15 protein-coding genes are annotated in these 13,921 nt (G+C 67.2%); 3 read left to right on the top strand and 12 right to left on the bottom strand.

Annotated elements, in window-relative coordinates; translation table 11 throughout:
- Positions 1 to 15 precede the first annotated feature (15 nt).
- The 8 genes from ACT4N3_RS02695 to ACT4N3_RS02660 form a co-directional block, all read right to left on the bottom strand.
- Complete coding sequence (locus ACT4N3_RS02695; protein ID WP_444853666.1) at positions 16 to 375, bottom strand: HesB/IscA family protein; 360 nt, start codon at positions 373 to 375, stop codon at positions 16 to 18.
- Positions 376 to 840 (bottom strand): SUF system Fe-S cluster assembly protein, encoded by a 465-nt coding sequence (locus tag ACT4N3_RS02690; protein WP_444853665.1) that lies wholly within the window; start codon positions 838 to 840, stop codon positions 376 to 378. It lies immediately after the preceding gene.
- A complete protein-coding gene (locus tag ACT4N3_RS02685; protein WP_444853664.1) occupies positions 837 to 2,150 on the bottom strand; it encodes a cysteine desulfurase in 1,314 nt (437 codons plus the stop codon). Before ACT4N3_RS02685 ends, ACT4N3_RS02690 begins: the two co-directional genes overlap by 4 nt.
- On the bottom strand, positions 2,143 to 3,231 hold the full coding sequence (locus ACT4N3_RS02680) for a SufD family Fe-S cluster assembly protein (protein WP_444853663.1): 1,089 nt from the start codon (positions 3,229 to 3,231) through the stop codon (positions 2,143 to 2,145). Before ACT4N3_RS02680 ends, ACT4N3_RS02685 begins: the two co-directional genes overlap by 8 nt.
- Positions 3,232 to 3,531: 300 nt before the next feature.
- A complete protein-coding gene (gene sufC / locus ACT4N3_RS02675) occupies positions 3,532 to 4,371 on the bottom strand; it encodes a Fe-S cluster assembly ATPase SufC (RefSeq protein WP_444853662.1) in 840 nt (279 codons plus the stop codon).
- Positions 4,371 to 4,619, bottom strand: coding sequence for a hypothetical protein (locus tag ACT4N3_RS02670; protein ID WP_444853661.1), 249 nt, complete (start codon positions 4,617 to 4,619; stop codon positions 4,371 to 4,373). The genes sufC and ACT4N3_RS02670 overlap by 1 nt, the downstream gene beginning before the upstream one ends.
- Positions 4,612 to 6,084 (bottom strand): Fe-S cluster assembly protein SufB, encoded by a 1,473-nt coding sequence (gene sufB, locus ACT4N3_RS02665; RefSeq protein WP_444853660.1) that lies wholly within the window; start codon positions 6,082 to 6,084, stop codon positions 4,612 to 4,614. The genes ACT4N3_RS02670 and sufB overlap by 8 nt, the downstream gene beginning before the upstream one ends.
- On the bottom strand, positions 6,081 to 6,545 hold the full coding sequence (locus tag ACT4N3_RS02660) for an SUF system Fe-S cluster assembly regulator (RefSeq protein ID WP_444853659.1): 465 nt from the start codon (positions 6,543 to 6,545) through the stop codon (positions 6,081 to 6,083). The genes sufB and ACT4N3_RS02660 overlap by 4 nt, the downstream gene beginning before the upstream one ends.
- Before the next feature lie 168 nt (positions 6,546 to 6,713).
- On the opposite strand from ACT4N3_RS02660, the gene ACT4N3_RS02655 reads away from it, so the two are divergent.
- Complete coding sequence (locus ACT4N3_RS02655; protein ID WP_444853658.1) at positions 6,714 to 7,745, top strand: quinone-dependent dihydroorotate dehydrogenase; 1,032 nt, start codon at positions 6,714 to 6,716, stop codon at positions 7,743 to 7,745.
- 134 nt (positions 7,746 to 7,879) lie between these two features.
- On the opposite strand, the gene ggt is transcribed toward ACT4N3_RS02655, so the two are convergent.
- Positions 7,880 to 9,592, bottom strand: coding sequence for a gamma-glutamyltransferase (gene ggt, locus ACT4N3_RS02650; RefSeq protein ID WP_444853657.1), 1,713 nt, complete (start codon positions 9,590 to 9,592; stop codon positions 7,880 to 7,882).
- Between the two features lie 128 nt (positions 9,593 to 9,720).
- On the opposite strand from ggt, the gene ACT4N3_RS02645 reads away from it, so the two are divergent.
- Complete coding sequence (locus ACT4N3_RS02645; protein WP_444853656.1) at positions 9,721 to 11,514, top strand: AMP-dependent synthetase/ligase; 1,794 nt, start codon at positions 9,721 to 9,723, stop codon at positions 11,512 to 11,514.
- Positions 11,515 to 11,529: 15 nt separating this feature from the next.
- Here ACT4N3_RS02645 and gloB read toward each other — a convergent pair whose 3' ends face one another.
- From gloB to ACT4N3_RS02630, 3 genes are read right to left on the bottom strand one after another with little or no spacing between them, the layout of a single operon-like run.
- On the bottom strand, positions 11,530 to 12,252 hold the full coding sequence (gene gloB, locus ACT4N3_RS02640; protein ID WP_444853655.1) for a hydroxyacylglutathione hydrolase: 723 nt from the start codon (positions 12,250 to 12,252) through the stop codon (positions 11,530 to 11,532).
- Positions 12,249 to 12,662, bottom strand: coding sequence for a DUF4437 domain-containing protein (locus ACT4N3_RS02635; RefSeq protein WP_444853654.1), 414 nt, complete (start codon positions 12,660 to 12,662; stop codon positions 12,249 to 12,251). Before ACT4N3_RS02635 ends, gloB begins: the two co-directional genes overlap by 4 nt.
- Entirely contained in the window at positions 12,662 to 13,084 is a 423-nt protein-coding gene (locus ACT4N3_RS02630; protein ID WP_444853653.1) for a VOC family protein, read from the bottom strand. Before ACT4N3_RS02630 ends, ACT4N3_RS02635 begins: the two co-directional genes overlap by 1 nt.
- Before the next feature lie 105 nt (positions 13,085 to 13,189).
- Here ACT4N3_RS02630 and ACT4N3_RS02625 point away from each other — a divergent pair, with 105 nt between their 5' ends.
- Positions 13,190 to 13,918, top strand: a complete 729-nt coding sequence (locus ACT4N3_RS02625; protein WP_444853652.1) for an SIMPL domain-containing protein — start codon at positions 13,190 to 13,192, stop codon at positions 13,916 to 13,918.
- The last annotated feature ends 3 nt before the right edge of the window (positions 13,919 to 13,921 follow it).

Raw genomic sequence — 13,921 nt, 5'->3', positions numbered from 1 at the left:
CCCTCCTGAGCAAGATCAGACGGTGAAACTCTCGCCGCAGCCGCAGGCGCCCTTGGCGTTGGGGTTTTCGAAGAGGAATCCGGCGGCGAAATCGTCCTCCTTCCAATCCATCGTCGAGCCGACGAGATAGAGGACCGAGGCACCGTCGATGTAGAAGGCGCCGCCGGGCGTCTCGATCTTCTCGTCGAACTTTACCTCCTCGGTCACATAGTCGACCGAATAAGCGAGGCCCGAGCAGCCGCGCCGGGGAGTCGACAGCTTGACGCCGATCGCGCCTTCCGGCGCGCGCGCCATCAGGTCGGCGATACGCTGCTCGGCGGCCGGCGTCAGGGTGACGGCGGCGGGTCGCTGGCGGATTTTGGTTTCGACGTTCATCTAGAGCATTCCCAGTTCGAGGCGGGCCTCGTCGGACATTTTCTGCGGGTCCCAGGGCGGATCCCAGACCAATTCGACTTCGGCGTCGCCGATCCCGGGCACCGCGCCAACGCGCAGCTCGACCTCGCCCGGCATCGATTCGGCAACCGGGCAATGCGGCGTGGTCAGCGTCATCTTCACCTTGGCGTGATGCTCCGGTGTGATCTCGACATCGTAGATCAGGCCGAGATCGTAGATGTTCACCGGGATTTCCGGATCGTAGATATCCTTCAGCGCCTCGATCACCGCCTCGTACAGGTCGCCTGCGGGTTCGATCGCCGATGGCTCGGCCGGTTTCTGGGCGAGGAAGCCTTCGAGATAGTCGCGCTTGCGCTCGAAGCCCTCGCGCACATCGGAGACGCGTGCCTTGGGCGGTGGGGCGACGCCCTCCACCTCTTGCGCCTCGATCTTGCGTTCCTCGTTCACCCGAAAATCTTCCTTACCCGCTCGATCCCGCGCGTCAGCGCGTCGATATCGCGCCGGCCGTTATAGACGCCGAAGCTCGCCCGCGCCGTCGCGTCGACCCCAAGCGCCGCCATCAGGGGCTGTGCGCAATGATGACCGGCGCGGATCGCCACCTTTTCCTCGTCCAATATGGTGCCGATATCGTGGGGATGCACCCCCTCCAGCGCGAAGCTGACGATGCCGGCCGAATCCTCGGGCCCGAACAGACGGACGGAATTGAGGCCGCGCAGCGTCTCGCGCGTCTCTGCGACCAGCGCCGTCTCGTGCGCGTGGATCGCGTCGAGGCCGATCCCGCTCACATAATCGATCGCCACGTGAAGCCCGATCACGCCGACGACGTGCGGCGTGCCCGGCTCGAACCGCGCCGGCGGCGGGGCGTAGGTCGTCTTCTCGAACGTCACCTTGTCGATCATCGCGCCGCCCCCCTGCCAGGGGGGCATCGCGTCGAGAATCTCGCCGCGCGCCCAGAGCACGCCGATTCCGGTCGGACCGTAGAGCTTGTGGCCGGAGAAGACGTAGAAGTCGCAATCGAGCGCCTGCACGTCGACCGGCATGCGCGGCACCGCCTGGCAGCCGTCGAGCAGCAGTTTCGCCCCGGCCGAATGGGCGATCTCGGCCGCGCGCTTTGCGTCGAGCACCGAGCCGAGCACATTCGAGACATGGGCGAGCGCAACCAGCTTGTGCTCCGGCCGGATCATCGCGGCACAAGCGTCCAGATCGATGCGATGGTCCGCGGTCAGCGGCACCACATCGATCTGAGCACCCGCCAGCTGCCACGGCACGATGTTGCTGTGATGCTCGAGCGTCGAGAGCAGCACCCGATCGCCCGGTTTCAGATTGTCGCGGCCCCAGCTTTGCGCGACGAGATTGATCCCCTCGGTCGCGCCGCGGACGAAGACGATTTCCTCCGGCGCGGCCGCGTTGATGAACTCCGCCACCCGCCTGCGCGACGCCTCGAACGCCAGCGTCATCTCCGCCGAGCGCTGATAGACGCCGCGATGCACCGTCGCGTAGGTTTCGCCATAAGCGCGCCCGATCGCGTCGATCACCGCCTGCGGCTTCTGCGCGGTGGCGGCGCTGTCGAGATAGGCCCAGCCCTCGGGAATCGCCGGGAAATCGGCGAGCCAATCGAGCGGTGTGCTTTCCCTCTCCCGCTCGCGGGAGAGGGCAGGGTGAGGGTCTTGCTGAGTCAGAAGCTCGCGCCGCGCGCTCGCACCCTCACCCCAACCCTCTCCCGCAAGCGGGAGAGGGGGCTTGCTTGCGTCAGCCATCGCCGCCTCCAAACCACCCTTCCGCATCGGCGTAGAACGCGTCCCGCACCTCTACCGCGCCGATCCGGTCGAGCGCGTCGGCGACGAAAGCGCGGGTGAGCAGGGCCTTCGCCTCCTCCGGAGTCACGCCCCGGCTTTCGAGATAGAAGAGCGCGCGGCGGTCCAGCTCGCCGACGGTCGCGCCATGCGCGCATTTCACGTCGTCGGCGAAAATCTCCAGCTCCGGTTTGGCGTTGATCGTCGCGCCGCGGCTGAGCAGCAGGCCCTTCAGGCTCTGCTCGCCATCCGTCTTCTGCGCATCGCGCGCGACCTCGACCCGGGCGGCGACCGAGCAGGCCGCCTTGTCGTCGGCGACCGAGCGCCACAGCTGGCGGCTGGTGCCGGACGGGGCGCGGTGGCGGAGCACCAGATTGACGTCGTGCCGCTGCCGGGCGCGGGCGAGCAAGGCGCCGCCCGCCTCGGCGAAGGCGCCCGCGCCGTCGAGATCGATCTCGCCGTCGAGCCGCGTGTCGCGCCCGCCGGCGGCAAGCGTCGCGAGATCGAGACTCGCGCCTTCGCCAAGGCTCGCGTGGTCGGTCAAGCTGACAAATCCGACAGTCCCCAATACCCGCCGGCTCAGCATCAGCCGCGCGCCCTTGCCGAGGCTCATCGCGGTCAGCCGGTTGGTCCAGCCATCGCCAATATAGGTCTCGACGATCGACGCCTGCGCATCGTCGGCCAGCGCCATCTCGGCGGCCAGATGATCGGCCGCGCCGGTCGAGACATGGATGATCTGGACGAGCCCGCCCGCCGCATGGTCGCGCCCGAGCCGAAGCGCCCAGCCGGATTTGCCCGCAAGGCGGCCGAGCGGGTGGGAGGTTTCGGCCGTGACAGTGCCGATCTCGACCGGACCGAGCCGGCTGCGGCCCTCATCCAACTTCCCATCGACGAACAGCAACCGCGCCGCCTCATGCTCCGCCTCGATCCAGGGCAGCGCCTCCGGCACGCGCCCGCTCGGCGCGGCATCGGCCAGCGCCGGCAGCGCCGAAAGGTCGCTCCAGCGCCACGCTTCCGCACGATTCGAGGGCAGATCGAGCAACATCACCGCGCCGTGCTTCCGCACCCGAAACGGGCCGGAAGTTTCATAAGTTTCAGCTTCCCTGGAGCAAAAAAAGTGGCCCTTCCGGACGCTCCATTCGACAGGTTCAACAACCTTGGGCGACGGCAGGCCATAGCCGCGCCAATGCCATGAACGGGGGCATGTAGGAAAATGCCGGCTTCAACCGCTGTTCCGTCATGCCGGACTCGATTCAGCATCCACCTTCTCCTTCGAACAACGCTGCGAGGCAGGTGGATTCCGGATCAAGTCCGGAATGACGAAGGGTAGAGGCGAATGCAGCCATCACGCCGCCATCTCTCCATAGCCCTCACGCTCGAGCTCGACCGCCAGCTCCGGCCCGCCGGAGCGGACGATCCGCCCGCCGGCCAGCACATGGACGAAATCCGGCGCAACGATGTCGAGCAGCCGCTGGTAATGAGTGATCAGCAGCACCGCCTTGTCGGGCGCGCGCATGATCCGGTTGATGCCCTCGCCGACGACGCGCAGCGCATCGATGTCGAGGCCGCTGTCGGTCTCGTCGAGGATGGCGAGCTTGGGATCGATGATCCCCATCTGCACCATCTCGCCCCGCTTCTTCTCGCCCCCCGAGAAGCCGACGTTCACGCCGCGCTTCATCATATCCATGTCGAAGCCGAGCTTGCCGGCCTGCTCGCGCGCCAGGCGCAGGAAATCGCCCGCCGAAAGCTCCGCCTCGCCCCGCGCGCGGCGCTGGGCGTTGAGCGCGGTGCGCAGGAACTGGACGTTGGAGACGCCCGGAATCTCGACCGGATACTGGAAGCCGAGGAACATGCCGAGCGCGGCGCGCTCGTGCGGCTCGAGGGCGAGCAGGTCGATTCCCCTCCCGCTTGCGGGAGGGGTTAGGGGAGGGCTTGTTGGGTCGGAGCGTGCATCGACAGCCCCTCCCCCGACCCCTCCCGCCAGCGGGAGGGGAGGAAGGTAGGTCACCGAACCCTTCGTGACCTCATAGCCCGGCCGCCCGGCGAGGACGTAGGCGAGCGTCGACTTGCCCGACCCGTTCGGCCCCATGATCGCATGGATCTCGCCCGGGTTCAGGGTGAGGCTGATCCCGTTGAGGATCGCCTTGCCGTCGACGGTGGCGTGGAGGTTATCGATTTTGAGCATCATTCCGAATCCGTGAGCGCGTCTAGACCGTCGAGCTGAGCGAGGTCGCCGCCATAGCGTCGATAGACCGCCTGCAGTTCGCGAAGGTCTGCGGCTGTCAGCTTTTGCGCGTCGATATCGAGGAACAGTCGGCGACCTTCGCCGCGCACGCCATTGATCGCAGCGATGCGATCCAGCCACGCAAAATGCGCGTCCTCATCGCCGGGCGACCAATAGGTCGTTTCCTCGAAAAAGTAGGCGCTAGCCAACGGAGCCCTCCAGACTGATCCCCAGCAGCTTCTGCGCCTCGACCGCGAACTCCATCGGGAGCTGCTGCAGCACCTCCCGGGCGAAGCCGTTGACGATCAGGGCGACGGCATCCTCCTGCGAAAGCCCGCGGCTCATCGCGTAGAAGAGCTGGTCGTCGCTGATCTTGGAGGTGGTCGCCTCATGCTCGATCTGCGCCGAGGGATTGCGGACCTCGATGTACGGCACGGTGTGGGCGCCGCATTTGTCGCCGAGCAGCAGGCTGTCGCACTGGGTGAAGTTGCGGACGTTCTCGGCGCCACCCTGCACCCGCACCAGCCCGCGATAGGTGTTGTTCGAGCGGCCCGCCGAAATGCCCTTGGAAACGATCGTCGATCGGCTGCCGGCGCCGATATGGATCATCTTGGTGCCGGTATCGGCCTGCTGCCGGTTGTTGGTGAGCGCGACCGAATAAAATTCGCCGACGCTGTTCTCGCCCTTCAGGATGCAGGACGGATATTTCCAGGTGATCGCCGATCCGGTCTCGACCTGCGTCCACGACACCTTGGAGCGCGCGCCGGCGCAGATCGCCCGCTTGGTGACGAAATTGTAGATGCCGCCGCGCCCCTCGGCATCGCCCGGATACCAGTTCTGGACGGTGGAATATTTGATCTCCGCGTCCTCGTGCGCGTAGAGCTCGACCACCGCCGCGTGCAGCTGGTTCTCGTCGCGCATCGGCGCGGTGCAGCCTTCGAGATAGGAGACATAGCTGCCGTTGTCGGCGACGATGAGCGTGCGCTCGAACTGGCCGGTATTCTCGGCGTTGATGCGGAAATAGGTGCTGAGCTCCATCGGGCAGCGCACGCCCTCCGGCACATAGACGAAGGTGCCGTCGGAGAAGACCGCGCTGTTGAGGCAGGCATAATAATTGTCGCGCTGCGGCACGACGCTGCCGAGATATTTGCGGACCAGATCGGGATATTCGCGGATCGCCTCGCTGATCGAGCGGAAGATGACGCCGGCCGCCTCCAGCTCCTTGCGGAAGGTGGTGGCGACGCTGACACTGTCGAACACCGCGTCCACGGCGACCTTGCGCGCGCCTTCGACGCCGGCAAGCACCTTCTGCTCCTCGATCGGGATGCCGAGCTTCTCGTAGACGCGCAGGATTTCGGGATCGACCTCGTCGAGGCTGCCGAGCTTCGGCTTCGCCTTCGGCTCGGCGTAATAATAAGCGTCCTGGAAATCGATTGGGGGGATGTCGAGCTTCGCCCAGTCGACCTCCGCCATGGTCAGCCAGGCGCGCCAGGCCTTGAGCCGCCATTCCAGCATCCACTCCGGCTCCTGCTTCTTCGCGGAGATGAAGCGGACGGTGTCTTCGCTCAGCCCCTTGGGCGCGAACTCCTGTTCGATCTCGCTCGACCAGCCGAACTCATAACTGGCGGCGCGCTCCGCCGCTTCGATCGCCTCGCGGTTTTTCACATCGGTCATGACGCCACCCGTTCCCCAGCGAAGGCCGGGGCCCAGGCCTGGGCTCCTGCCTTCGCAGGAGCGCAGGAGAGATTGGCCAGCGAGACCCCCGCCAATGCACCGCGCACCGCGCCGTTGACGACGCTCATGTGCGGCCGGACCTGGCAGCAGCTTTCGAGCGCGCATTCATGCCGGCCGGCATCGATGCAGCTCGTCATCTCGATCGGCCCCTCGACCGCTTCAATGATGTCGGCGAGGCTGATCGCGGCCGGCGGCCGGGCGAGCCGGACGCCGCCGCCGACGCCGCGGGTCGATTCGAGCAGGCCCGCGGCGGAGAGCTTGCTGACCAGTTTCTGCGCGGTGGGGAGCGGGATGCGCGTCTCGGCGGCCAGGGTCGTCGCGTTGACCTTGGCCTGCCCGCAGTGGCGCGCGGCGGCCGACATCATCACGACGGCATAGTCCGCAAGACTGGAAAGACGCATATCCGTTCCCAATTGCGAACGATTCTCAAATAAGATCAAATCGTTCCGATTTGTCATCTAGTCGCGACGGACCATTACTTCAACCGTCATCGCGAGGTGCGAAGGACCGTGGCGATCCAGAGCGTGACTGGATTGCTTCGCTCTGCTCGCAATGACAGGGGTGGGAGAATGGCGCTCTACCCGCTCTTCCGCCCGCTGGCCTTCGCGCTCGATCCCGAGCGGGCGCACCGGCTGACGATCCGGGCGCTGAAGCTGAAACCTGCTGGCCGGCCGCCGGAGCCCGATCCGATGCTCGCGATCGAGGTCGCCGGGCTCACCTTCCTAAATCCGGTGGGGCTCGCCGCGGGCTTCGACAAGGATGCCGAGGTGGCCGACGAGATGCTGGGCCTCGGCTTCGGCTGCGTCGAAGTCGGCACGCTGACACCGCTGCCGCAGCGGGGCAATGCGAAGCCGCGGCTGTTCCGGCTGGTTGAGGACGAGGCCATCATCAACCGCATGGGCTTCAACAATCGCGGACAGGACAATGCGTGGCCGCGGCTGCACGCGCGGCGTTACGATTGGAAGGATGGCATTGTCGGTGTGAATATCGGCGCCAACAAGGACAGCGAAGACAGAGTCGCCGACTATGCGTTGGGCGCGCGGATAATGTGCCCGGTCGCCGACTATCTCACCATCAACATCTCCTCGCCCAACACGCCAGGCCTGCGCGCGCTGCAGCACAAAGGGGCGCTCGATGAGCTGCTCGCCGCGGTAATGGCGGCGAACGAGCGCAAGGTGCCCGTTTTCCTGAAGGTCGCGCCGGACCTGGAGCCGGCCGACATCGACGACATCGTCGCGGTGTCATCCGAGCGGAAGATCGATGCGTTGATCGTCAGCAACACCACGACTACCCGGCCGCCACTCCGATCCAGACACGCGCAGGAAACCGGTGGTTTGTCCGGCGCGCCGCTGAAGGCGCTGGCGCTCCAGCGGCTCAAGGATTTCCGCGCGGCAACCGGCGGTGCGCTGCCGCTGATCGCGGCCGGCGGGATCGCCAGCGGCGCCGACGCTTATGCTCGCATCCGCGCCGGAGCGAGCCTCGTCCAACTGTACACCGCGCTCGTCTACAAGGGCCCCGGCCTCGCGAGACAGATCAACGCCGAGCTGAAGACTCTGCTGGAACGCGATGGCTTCGCCTCGGTCGCCGAGGCCGTCGGCTAGTCTTAGAGGGAGTCATCCCGGCGGAAGCCGGGACCCATGACCACCTGGTTTTCGGCTGAGCGTTCCGGCCCAATCGCATTCCTGAATATGCCGAGTTCATGGGTCCCGGCTTCCGCCGGGATGACTCGAACGATTCAGCGCGCCGGCTCGATCAGCACGACGCCCTCGCGTCGGCGGTCGGCGCCGCCGTCGAGCCGGCCATTGCGCCACATCACCCCGTGCAACCCCGAATCCTCGCCCTGGCCGGAGCGGACCTCGACGCCGCGCGCGCGCAGCGCCTCGACGACGCCGGGCGGGAAGCGGTCGACCTCGCCCTGGAAGGCGCCGCCGCGGGCGATGAGGTTCGGCAGATCGATCGCCTGCTGCACCGGCAGACCCCAATCGATCATCCCGACCAAAGCCTTGGCGACATAGGCCAGGATCGCATTGCCGCCGGGAGAGCCGATCGCGCCGACGAACCGGCCTTGCGCATCGAGGATGATCGCCGGGGTCATCGACGAGCGCGGGCGCTTGCCGGGCGCGACCGCGTTCGCCGCCGGCCGTCCTGCCGCGTCACGCGCGCTGAACGAGAAATCGGTCATCTGGTTGTTGAGGAACATGCCGTCGACCATCCGGCCGGAGCCGAAGATCGATTCGACCGTCGCCGTCATCGACACGACATTTCCCTGAGCGTCGCCGACGATGAAATGGGTGGTGCCGGCGGGTTCGCGGGTCATATCCCGCGCGGCCGTCGCGGACCCGGGCGGCGTTCCCGCGAGCGGTGGCGACCCAGCCTGCGCGCCGATCAGCGCCGCGCGGGAGGCGACATAGGCGGGGTCGAGCAGCCCATCGACCGGCACCTGCGCGAAGGCGGGATCGCCGACATATTGGTCGCGGTCGGCGTACATCAGCCGGCTCGCCTCGGCGAACAGGAACCAGCCCTGCGGATCGCTCGGGCCCCGCGCGGCGATATCGGTCCGCTCCAGCATTGCGATGACTTGCAACAGCCCGACCCCGCTCGACGGCGGCGGCGGCACGCAGATGACATAGACGCGGAACGGACGGCAGAGCGGCTCGCGCTCGATCGGCCGATAGGCGTCGAGATCGGCCTGGGTCATCGCTCCCGGCAGCGCGCCCTCGCGGACCCGGGCGAGAATCCGCGCGGCGGTCGGTCCGCGATAGAGCGCGTTCGGCCCTTCGGTGGCCAAGCGGCGGAGGAAATCGGCATAGGCCGGGTTGCGCAGGCGATCGCCCAGATCGAGCAAGGTTCCGTCGCCTTCCGCGAAATAGGCGCGCGAATCGGGCGTTCCGGCCTGCGGCGCGGAACTCGCAATCATCCGGGCGAGACGAGGGCTGACGATGAAGCCGTCGCGCGCCGTCCGCTCCGCGTCGCTGAACAGGCTGTTCCAGCGCAGCCGGCCGTGCGCACGGTGGGCCATGTCGAGCATCCGCACGACGCTCGGCACGCCGGTGGCGCGGCCGCTCAGCACCGCCGTACGGAACGGCAGCGGCTGCCCGTTGTCGTCGAGGAACATGTCCGTGGTGGCGCCGGCCGGCGCGGTCTCGCGGCCGTCATAGACGGTCACCCGGCCGCGCGCGGCGTCGTAATAGGTCATGAACCCGCCGCCGCCGAGGCCCGAGCTCTGCGGTTCGACCAGGCTCAGCATCGCCTCGACCGCGATCGCCGCGTCGACCGCGCTGCCGCCGCGGCGCAGCACGCTCATTCCGGCTTCGGCGGCGAGCGGATTGGCGGCGATCACGTAAATCTGCCGCTGCGGCTGGGTCGTGGCGGTCTGGCGCGAGGGCGTGGCGCAGCCGGCAAGCGCGACCGCCGCGATCAGCCAGAAGAACCGGAGCAGCCCACCCATCGGAGCGGACCTAGCCAAGCCGCCGGGACCCGTCCACACCCGATCGGGTTGGCGCTTTGGCGGCAAGCGGATTAGGAAGCGGGCTCGGACGCGGCAAAGCCGCGCGGGGCCGGAGGGGTGTCATTGCAATGAGCCGTCAGCTCGAACATTTTCCGAACCTCGTCACGATGTTCTTCGCCCGCGCCGCCGCCAAGGGCGACGTGCCCTTCCTGTGGGCGAAGATCGGGGGCGAATGGCGCCCGACGAGCTGGAAGCAGGCGGCCGAGCAGGTCGCCAACCTGTCCTCCGCGCTGACTCGCTTGGGCCTTCGGCCCGGCGACCGGGTGATGCTGGTCTCGGAGAACCGGCCGGAATGGCTGATCTCCGACCTCGCGATTATGGCCGCCGGCTGCGTCACCGTGCCGACCTACATCACCAACACCGAGCGCGATCACCAGCATATCCTGGACGACAGCGGCGCCCGGGCGGTGATCGTCTCCACCCAGAAGCTGGCGAAAAACCTGCTTCCGGCCGCCGTGCGCTCGAACGTCTGCGAACATGTGATCGGGATCGAAAAATTGCCAGGCGGGCAGGCCGGCACGGTCGCCTTCCACGACTGGGCGGCCCTGATCGCGGCCGAGCACACCGACGTCGCCGCGGCCGCCGCCGGCGCGATCTTCCTGCGCAATGAGCTTGCCTGCATCATATACACCTCCGGCACCGGCGGCGCCCCGCGCGGCGTGATGCAGCATCATGGCGCGATCCTCTGCAATATCGAGGGCTGCGCGAAGCTGATCTCGGAGGATTTCGGCTGGGACGACGAGGTGTTCCTCTCCTTCCTCCCCGCCTCCCACGCCTATGAGCATACCGGCGGCCAGCATTTCCCGATCGGCCTCGGCGGCCAGATCTATTATTCGGAAGGGCTGGAGAAGCTTGCCTCCAATATCGAGGAGGTGCGCCCGACGATCATGGTCGTCGTGCCGCGGCTGTTCGAGGTGCTGCGCCAGCGCATCCTCAACCAGGTCGAGAAACAGGGTGGCCTCACCAGCTATTTGATGGGCCGCGCGCTCTCGATCGGCGCCAAGGACTATCATGGTTCGGTGCCCGTCTGGGACAAGCCGATGAACTTCTTCCTCGGCCGCACCCTGAGGCCGAAGATCGCCAAGAAGTTCGGCGGCCGGATCAAGGCGATGGTGTCGGGCGGCGCGCCGCTCAATCCCGAGGTCGGCATCTTCTTCCACGCCCTCGGCCTCAATATGCTGCAGGGCTATGGCCAGACCGAGGCGGCGCCGGTCATCTCCTGCAACCGGCCCAAGGCTGGCCTCAAGATGGACACGGTCGGCCCGCCGCTCGACAAGGTCGAGGTCCGGATCGCCGAGGATGGCGAAATCCTGGTCCGCGGCGAGCTGGTCATGCACGGCTACTGGCGCAACGAAGCGGAGACGGCGCGCGCGCTGGTCGGCGGCTGGCTGCACACCGGCGACGTCGGTCATGTCGACGAGGCCGGTCGCATCGTCATCACCGACCGCAAGAAGGATCTGATCGTCAACGACAAGGGCGACAATGTCGCACCGCAAAAGGTGGAGGGAATGCTGACCCTCCAGAGCGAGATCGTCCAGGCGATGGTCGCCGGCGACAAGCGGCCTTATCTGGTCGGCCTCATCGTCCCCGATCCGGAATGGACCGCCGATTGGTGCGCCGCGAACAAGCGCGAATGCCATTTCCACGAGCTCGCCCACGACCCCGATTATGTGAAGGCGCTGTCGGCGGCGGTGGACCGGGTGAACCGGGATCTGTCGGTGATCGAGAAGGTCCGCCGCTTCATCATCGCCGACGAGCCGTTCACGGTCGAGAACGAGCAGCTGACGCCCTCGATCAAGATCCGTCGCCACGTGATCAAGAGCATTTACGGCGAGCGGCTCGACGCGCTGTACAAGCGGTAGCCTGCTCCCGGCGAACTAGAACGCGTCCTTCGCCGCCCGTCGTTTGGCCAGCTCCTCGACCGAGCCGGCGCGCATGAAGGGGTTGGTGGCGCGCTCGAGCGCAATCGTCGTCGGCACCGTCGCCTCGCCGCGGGCGCGCAGCGCCTCGACCTCGGCCATCCGCTCGACGAGGGCGCGATTGTCCGGCTCGACGGTGAGCGCGAAGCGGCCGTTGGCGAGCGTATATTCGTGGGCGCAATAGACGAGTGTGTCGGGCGGCAGCGCGGCGAGCCGCTGCATGTTCGCATGCATCTGCGCCGGTGTGCCCTCGAACAGCCGGCCGCAGCCCATCGCGAACAATGTGTCGCCGACGAAGGCGGCGCATTCGCTCGGCAGCAGATAGGCGATGTGGCCGGCGGTGTGGGCCGGGACCTCGATCACCTCCGCCTCGATCTCGCCCAGGCAGACGATATCACCCTCGCCCACCGCGCGATCGAGCGTCGGGATGCGCCCGGCCTCGGCCGCCGGCGCGGTCACCGTGCAGCCGGTCGCCGCCTTGATCGCCGCATTGCCCCCGGTGTGGTCCGGGTGCCAGTGGGTGTTCCAGATCTGGGTGATCTGCCAGCCATGCTTCACTACCTCGGCCAGCACCGGGTCGGCGACGGCGGGATCGATCACCGTCGTCTCGCCCGAATCGGGCTCGTGAACGAGCCAGACGTAATTGTCCGAAAGAACCGGGATGCGGACGACCTCGATCATCGCGACTCGCCCTCGGCGAGCCGCGCGTCGCGCGGGCCCGTCCAACTGATGAACATGACGCATTGCTCGCTGAGACAGGAATCGGCATGGGCGACGCCGCCCGGCTGGAACCAGTAGCTACCCGGGCCGAGATCGGCGGTCTCGCCCGCTTGATCCGCCGCGCGATGGCGCATCGTGCCGCTGGGCACGACAAGGCGATAGTCGGCGCTGTGGACATGGAGTCGCCCCTCGCCGCGGCCTATCCGCAGCAGCATGTCGGAGGGGCCGGCGGCGGGGTCGCCGCGGAGCACCGCGATCGCCGCGCCGTCGGGCCGGGCGGGATCGATGGGGGCAAATCGCGCCTCGCCGCCGGGAACGACGACCATCGGCGCGCCGGCAGCCAGCAGGACGGCGAGGAGGCCAGCGCTCATCACCAATGGCCCGTATTCGGCATCGAGGCCCAAGGCTGCGCGACGGGGAGATGACCGCCTTTCTGCAGCAGCTCGACGGAAATGTTGTCCGGCGTGCGGACGAAGGCCATCCGGCCTTCCCGCGGCGGCCGGTTGATCGCGTAGCCGGCCTCGGTCAGTCGCCGGCAGGTGTCGTAGACGTCGTCGACTTCATAGGCGACATGGCCGAAATTGCGGCCCTCGCCATAGCCTTCCTGCGGAACGTCCCAATTGTGGGTGAGCTCGATCTGCGCCTGCTCGTCGCCCGGCGCGGCGAGGAAGATCAGGGTGAACCGCCCCTGTTCGTTGTCCATCCGCCGCACTTCCCTGAGCCCGAGCACCTCGAAAAAGCGCAGCGTTTCCGCCGGGTCCGAAACGCGGATCATCGTGTGCAGATATTTCATGGACACCGCCTCAATTCATCGACATAAATGCACGGTTCATCGTGCGCGGCGCATGGATGAGCCGTGCCGGGCAATCGCGCCCGGCCAAGGGGAAGGATCTATATCATGTCCGAGCGTTTCACGGGCAATCGTATCATCATCTGGGTCGCGGCGGGAATCCTCGCCATTGGCGTGATCCTTGGCGGCTATCTGCTCGGCGATGGCATGCGGCGCGCCCGCATGGCCGACCGCGCCGTCACCGTGCGCGGCCTCGCCGAGCGCAACGTCACCGCCGACCTCGCGACCTGGAACATCAGCTTTTCGGCGCAGGGCAGTGACCTCTCGGCCGTGCAGGCCGAGATCGACCGCGACACGGCGACCGTGAACGAGTTCTTCCGGCGCGCCGGCTTCCCGGCCGAGGCGGTGACCGATGGCGGCGGCTCGGTGAACCAATATTACGACACCAACCGCGGCGAGAACCAGATCACGATCAACCGCCGCATCCAGCTGCGCACCACCGACGTGATGCGGGCGCGGCAGGCCCATGCGCTGCAGTTCAACCTGATCCGCGCCGGGGTCGCGATCCAGGACGGATCGGGCATGCAGTACAACTTCACCCGCCTCAACGACATCAAGCCCGAGATGATCACCGAGGCGACGCGCAACGCGCGCGACGTCGCCGACCGCTTCGCCGCCGACAGCGGCACCGCGGTGGGCGGCATCCGCTCGGCGACGCAGGGCTATTTCTCGGTCGGCGCGCGCGACGGCGACGTCAGCGAGGAAGGCTCGGGCGAGCGCGACTCGCCGTTCCAGAAAGTCCGCGTCGTGACGACGATCGACTTCTATCTGAACTGACCC

Origin of the sequence: Sphingosinicella sp. (genome assembly GCF_052388015.1) — a bacterium.
In the GTDB taxonomy this organism is placed as follows: domain Bacteria; phylum Pseudomonadota; class Alphaproteobacteria; order Sphingomonadales; family Sphingomonadaceae; genus Allosphingosinicella.
The sequence above is the reverse complement of the archived record's forward strand: the minus strand, read 5'-3'. Positions and strand labels throughout refer to the sequence as shown.

Bases quoted from the DNA above. Each gene is read 5' to 3' on its own strand.
- ACT4N3_RS02695 (WP_444853666.1), bottom strand. From the start codon at position 375: ATGAACGTCGAAACCAAAATCCGCCAGCGACCCGCCGCCGTCACCCTG.
- ACT4N3_RS02685 (WP_444853664.1), bottom strand. From the start codon at position 2,150: ATGGCTGACGCAAGCAAGCCCCCTCTCCCGCTTGCGGGAGAGGGTTGG.
- ACT4N3_RS02680 (WP_444853663.1), bottom strand. From the start codon at position 3,231: ATGTTGCTCGATCTGCCCTCGAATCGTGCGGAAGCGTGGCGCTGGAGC.
- sufC (WP_444853662.1), bottom strand. From the start codon at position 4,371: ATGCTCAAAATCGATAACCTCCACGCCACCGTCGACGGCAAGGCGATC.
- sufB (WP_444853660.1), bottom strand. From the start codon at position 6,084: ATGACCGATGTGAAAAACCGCGAGGCGATCGAAGCGGCGGAGCGCGCC.
- ACT4N3_RS02660 (WP_444853659.1), bottom strand. From the start codon at position 6,545: ATGCGTCTTTCCAGTCTTGCGGACTATGCCGTCGTGATGATGTCGGCC.
- ACT4N3_RS02655 (WP_444853658.1), top strand. From the start codon at position 6,714: ATGGCGCTCTACCCGCTCTTCCGCCCGCTGGCCTTCGCGCTCGATCCC.
- ggt (WP_444853657.1), bottom strand. From the start codon at position 9,592: ATGGGTGGGCTGCTCCGGTTCTTCTGGCTGATCGCGGCGGTCGCGCTT.
- ACT4N3_RS02645 (WP_444853656.1), top strand. From the start codon at position 9,721: ATGAGCCGTCAGCTCGAACATTTTCCGAACCTCGTCACGATGTTCTTC.
- gloB (WP_444853655.1), bottom strand. From the start codon at position 12,252: ATGATCGAGGTCGTCCGCATCCCGGTTCTTTCGGACAATTACGTCTGG.
- ACT4N3_RS02635 (WP_444853654.1), bottom strand. From the start codon at position 12,662: ATGAGCGCTGGCCTCCTCGCCGTCCTGCTGGCTGCCGGCGCGCCGATG.
- ACT4N3_RS02630 (WP_444853653.1), bottom strand. From the start codon at position 13,084: ATGAAATATCTGCACACGATGATCCGCGTTTCGGACCCGGCGGAAACG.
- ACT4N3_RS02625 (WP_444853652.1), top strand. From the start codon at position 13,190: ATGTCCGAGCGTTTCACGGGCAATCGTATCATCATCTGGGTCGCGGCG.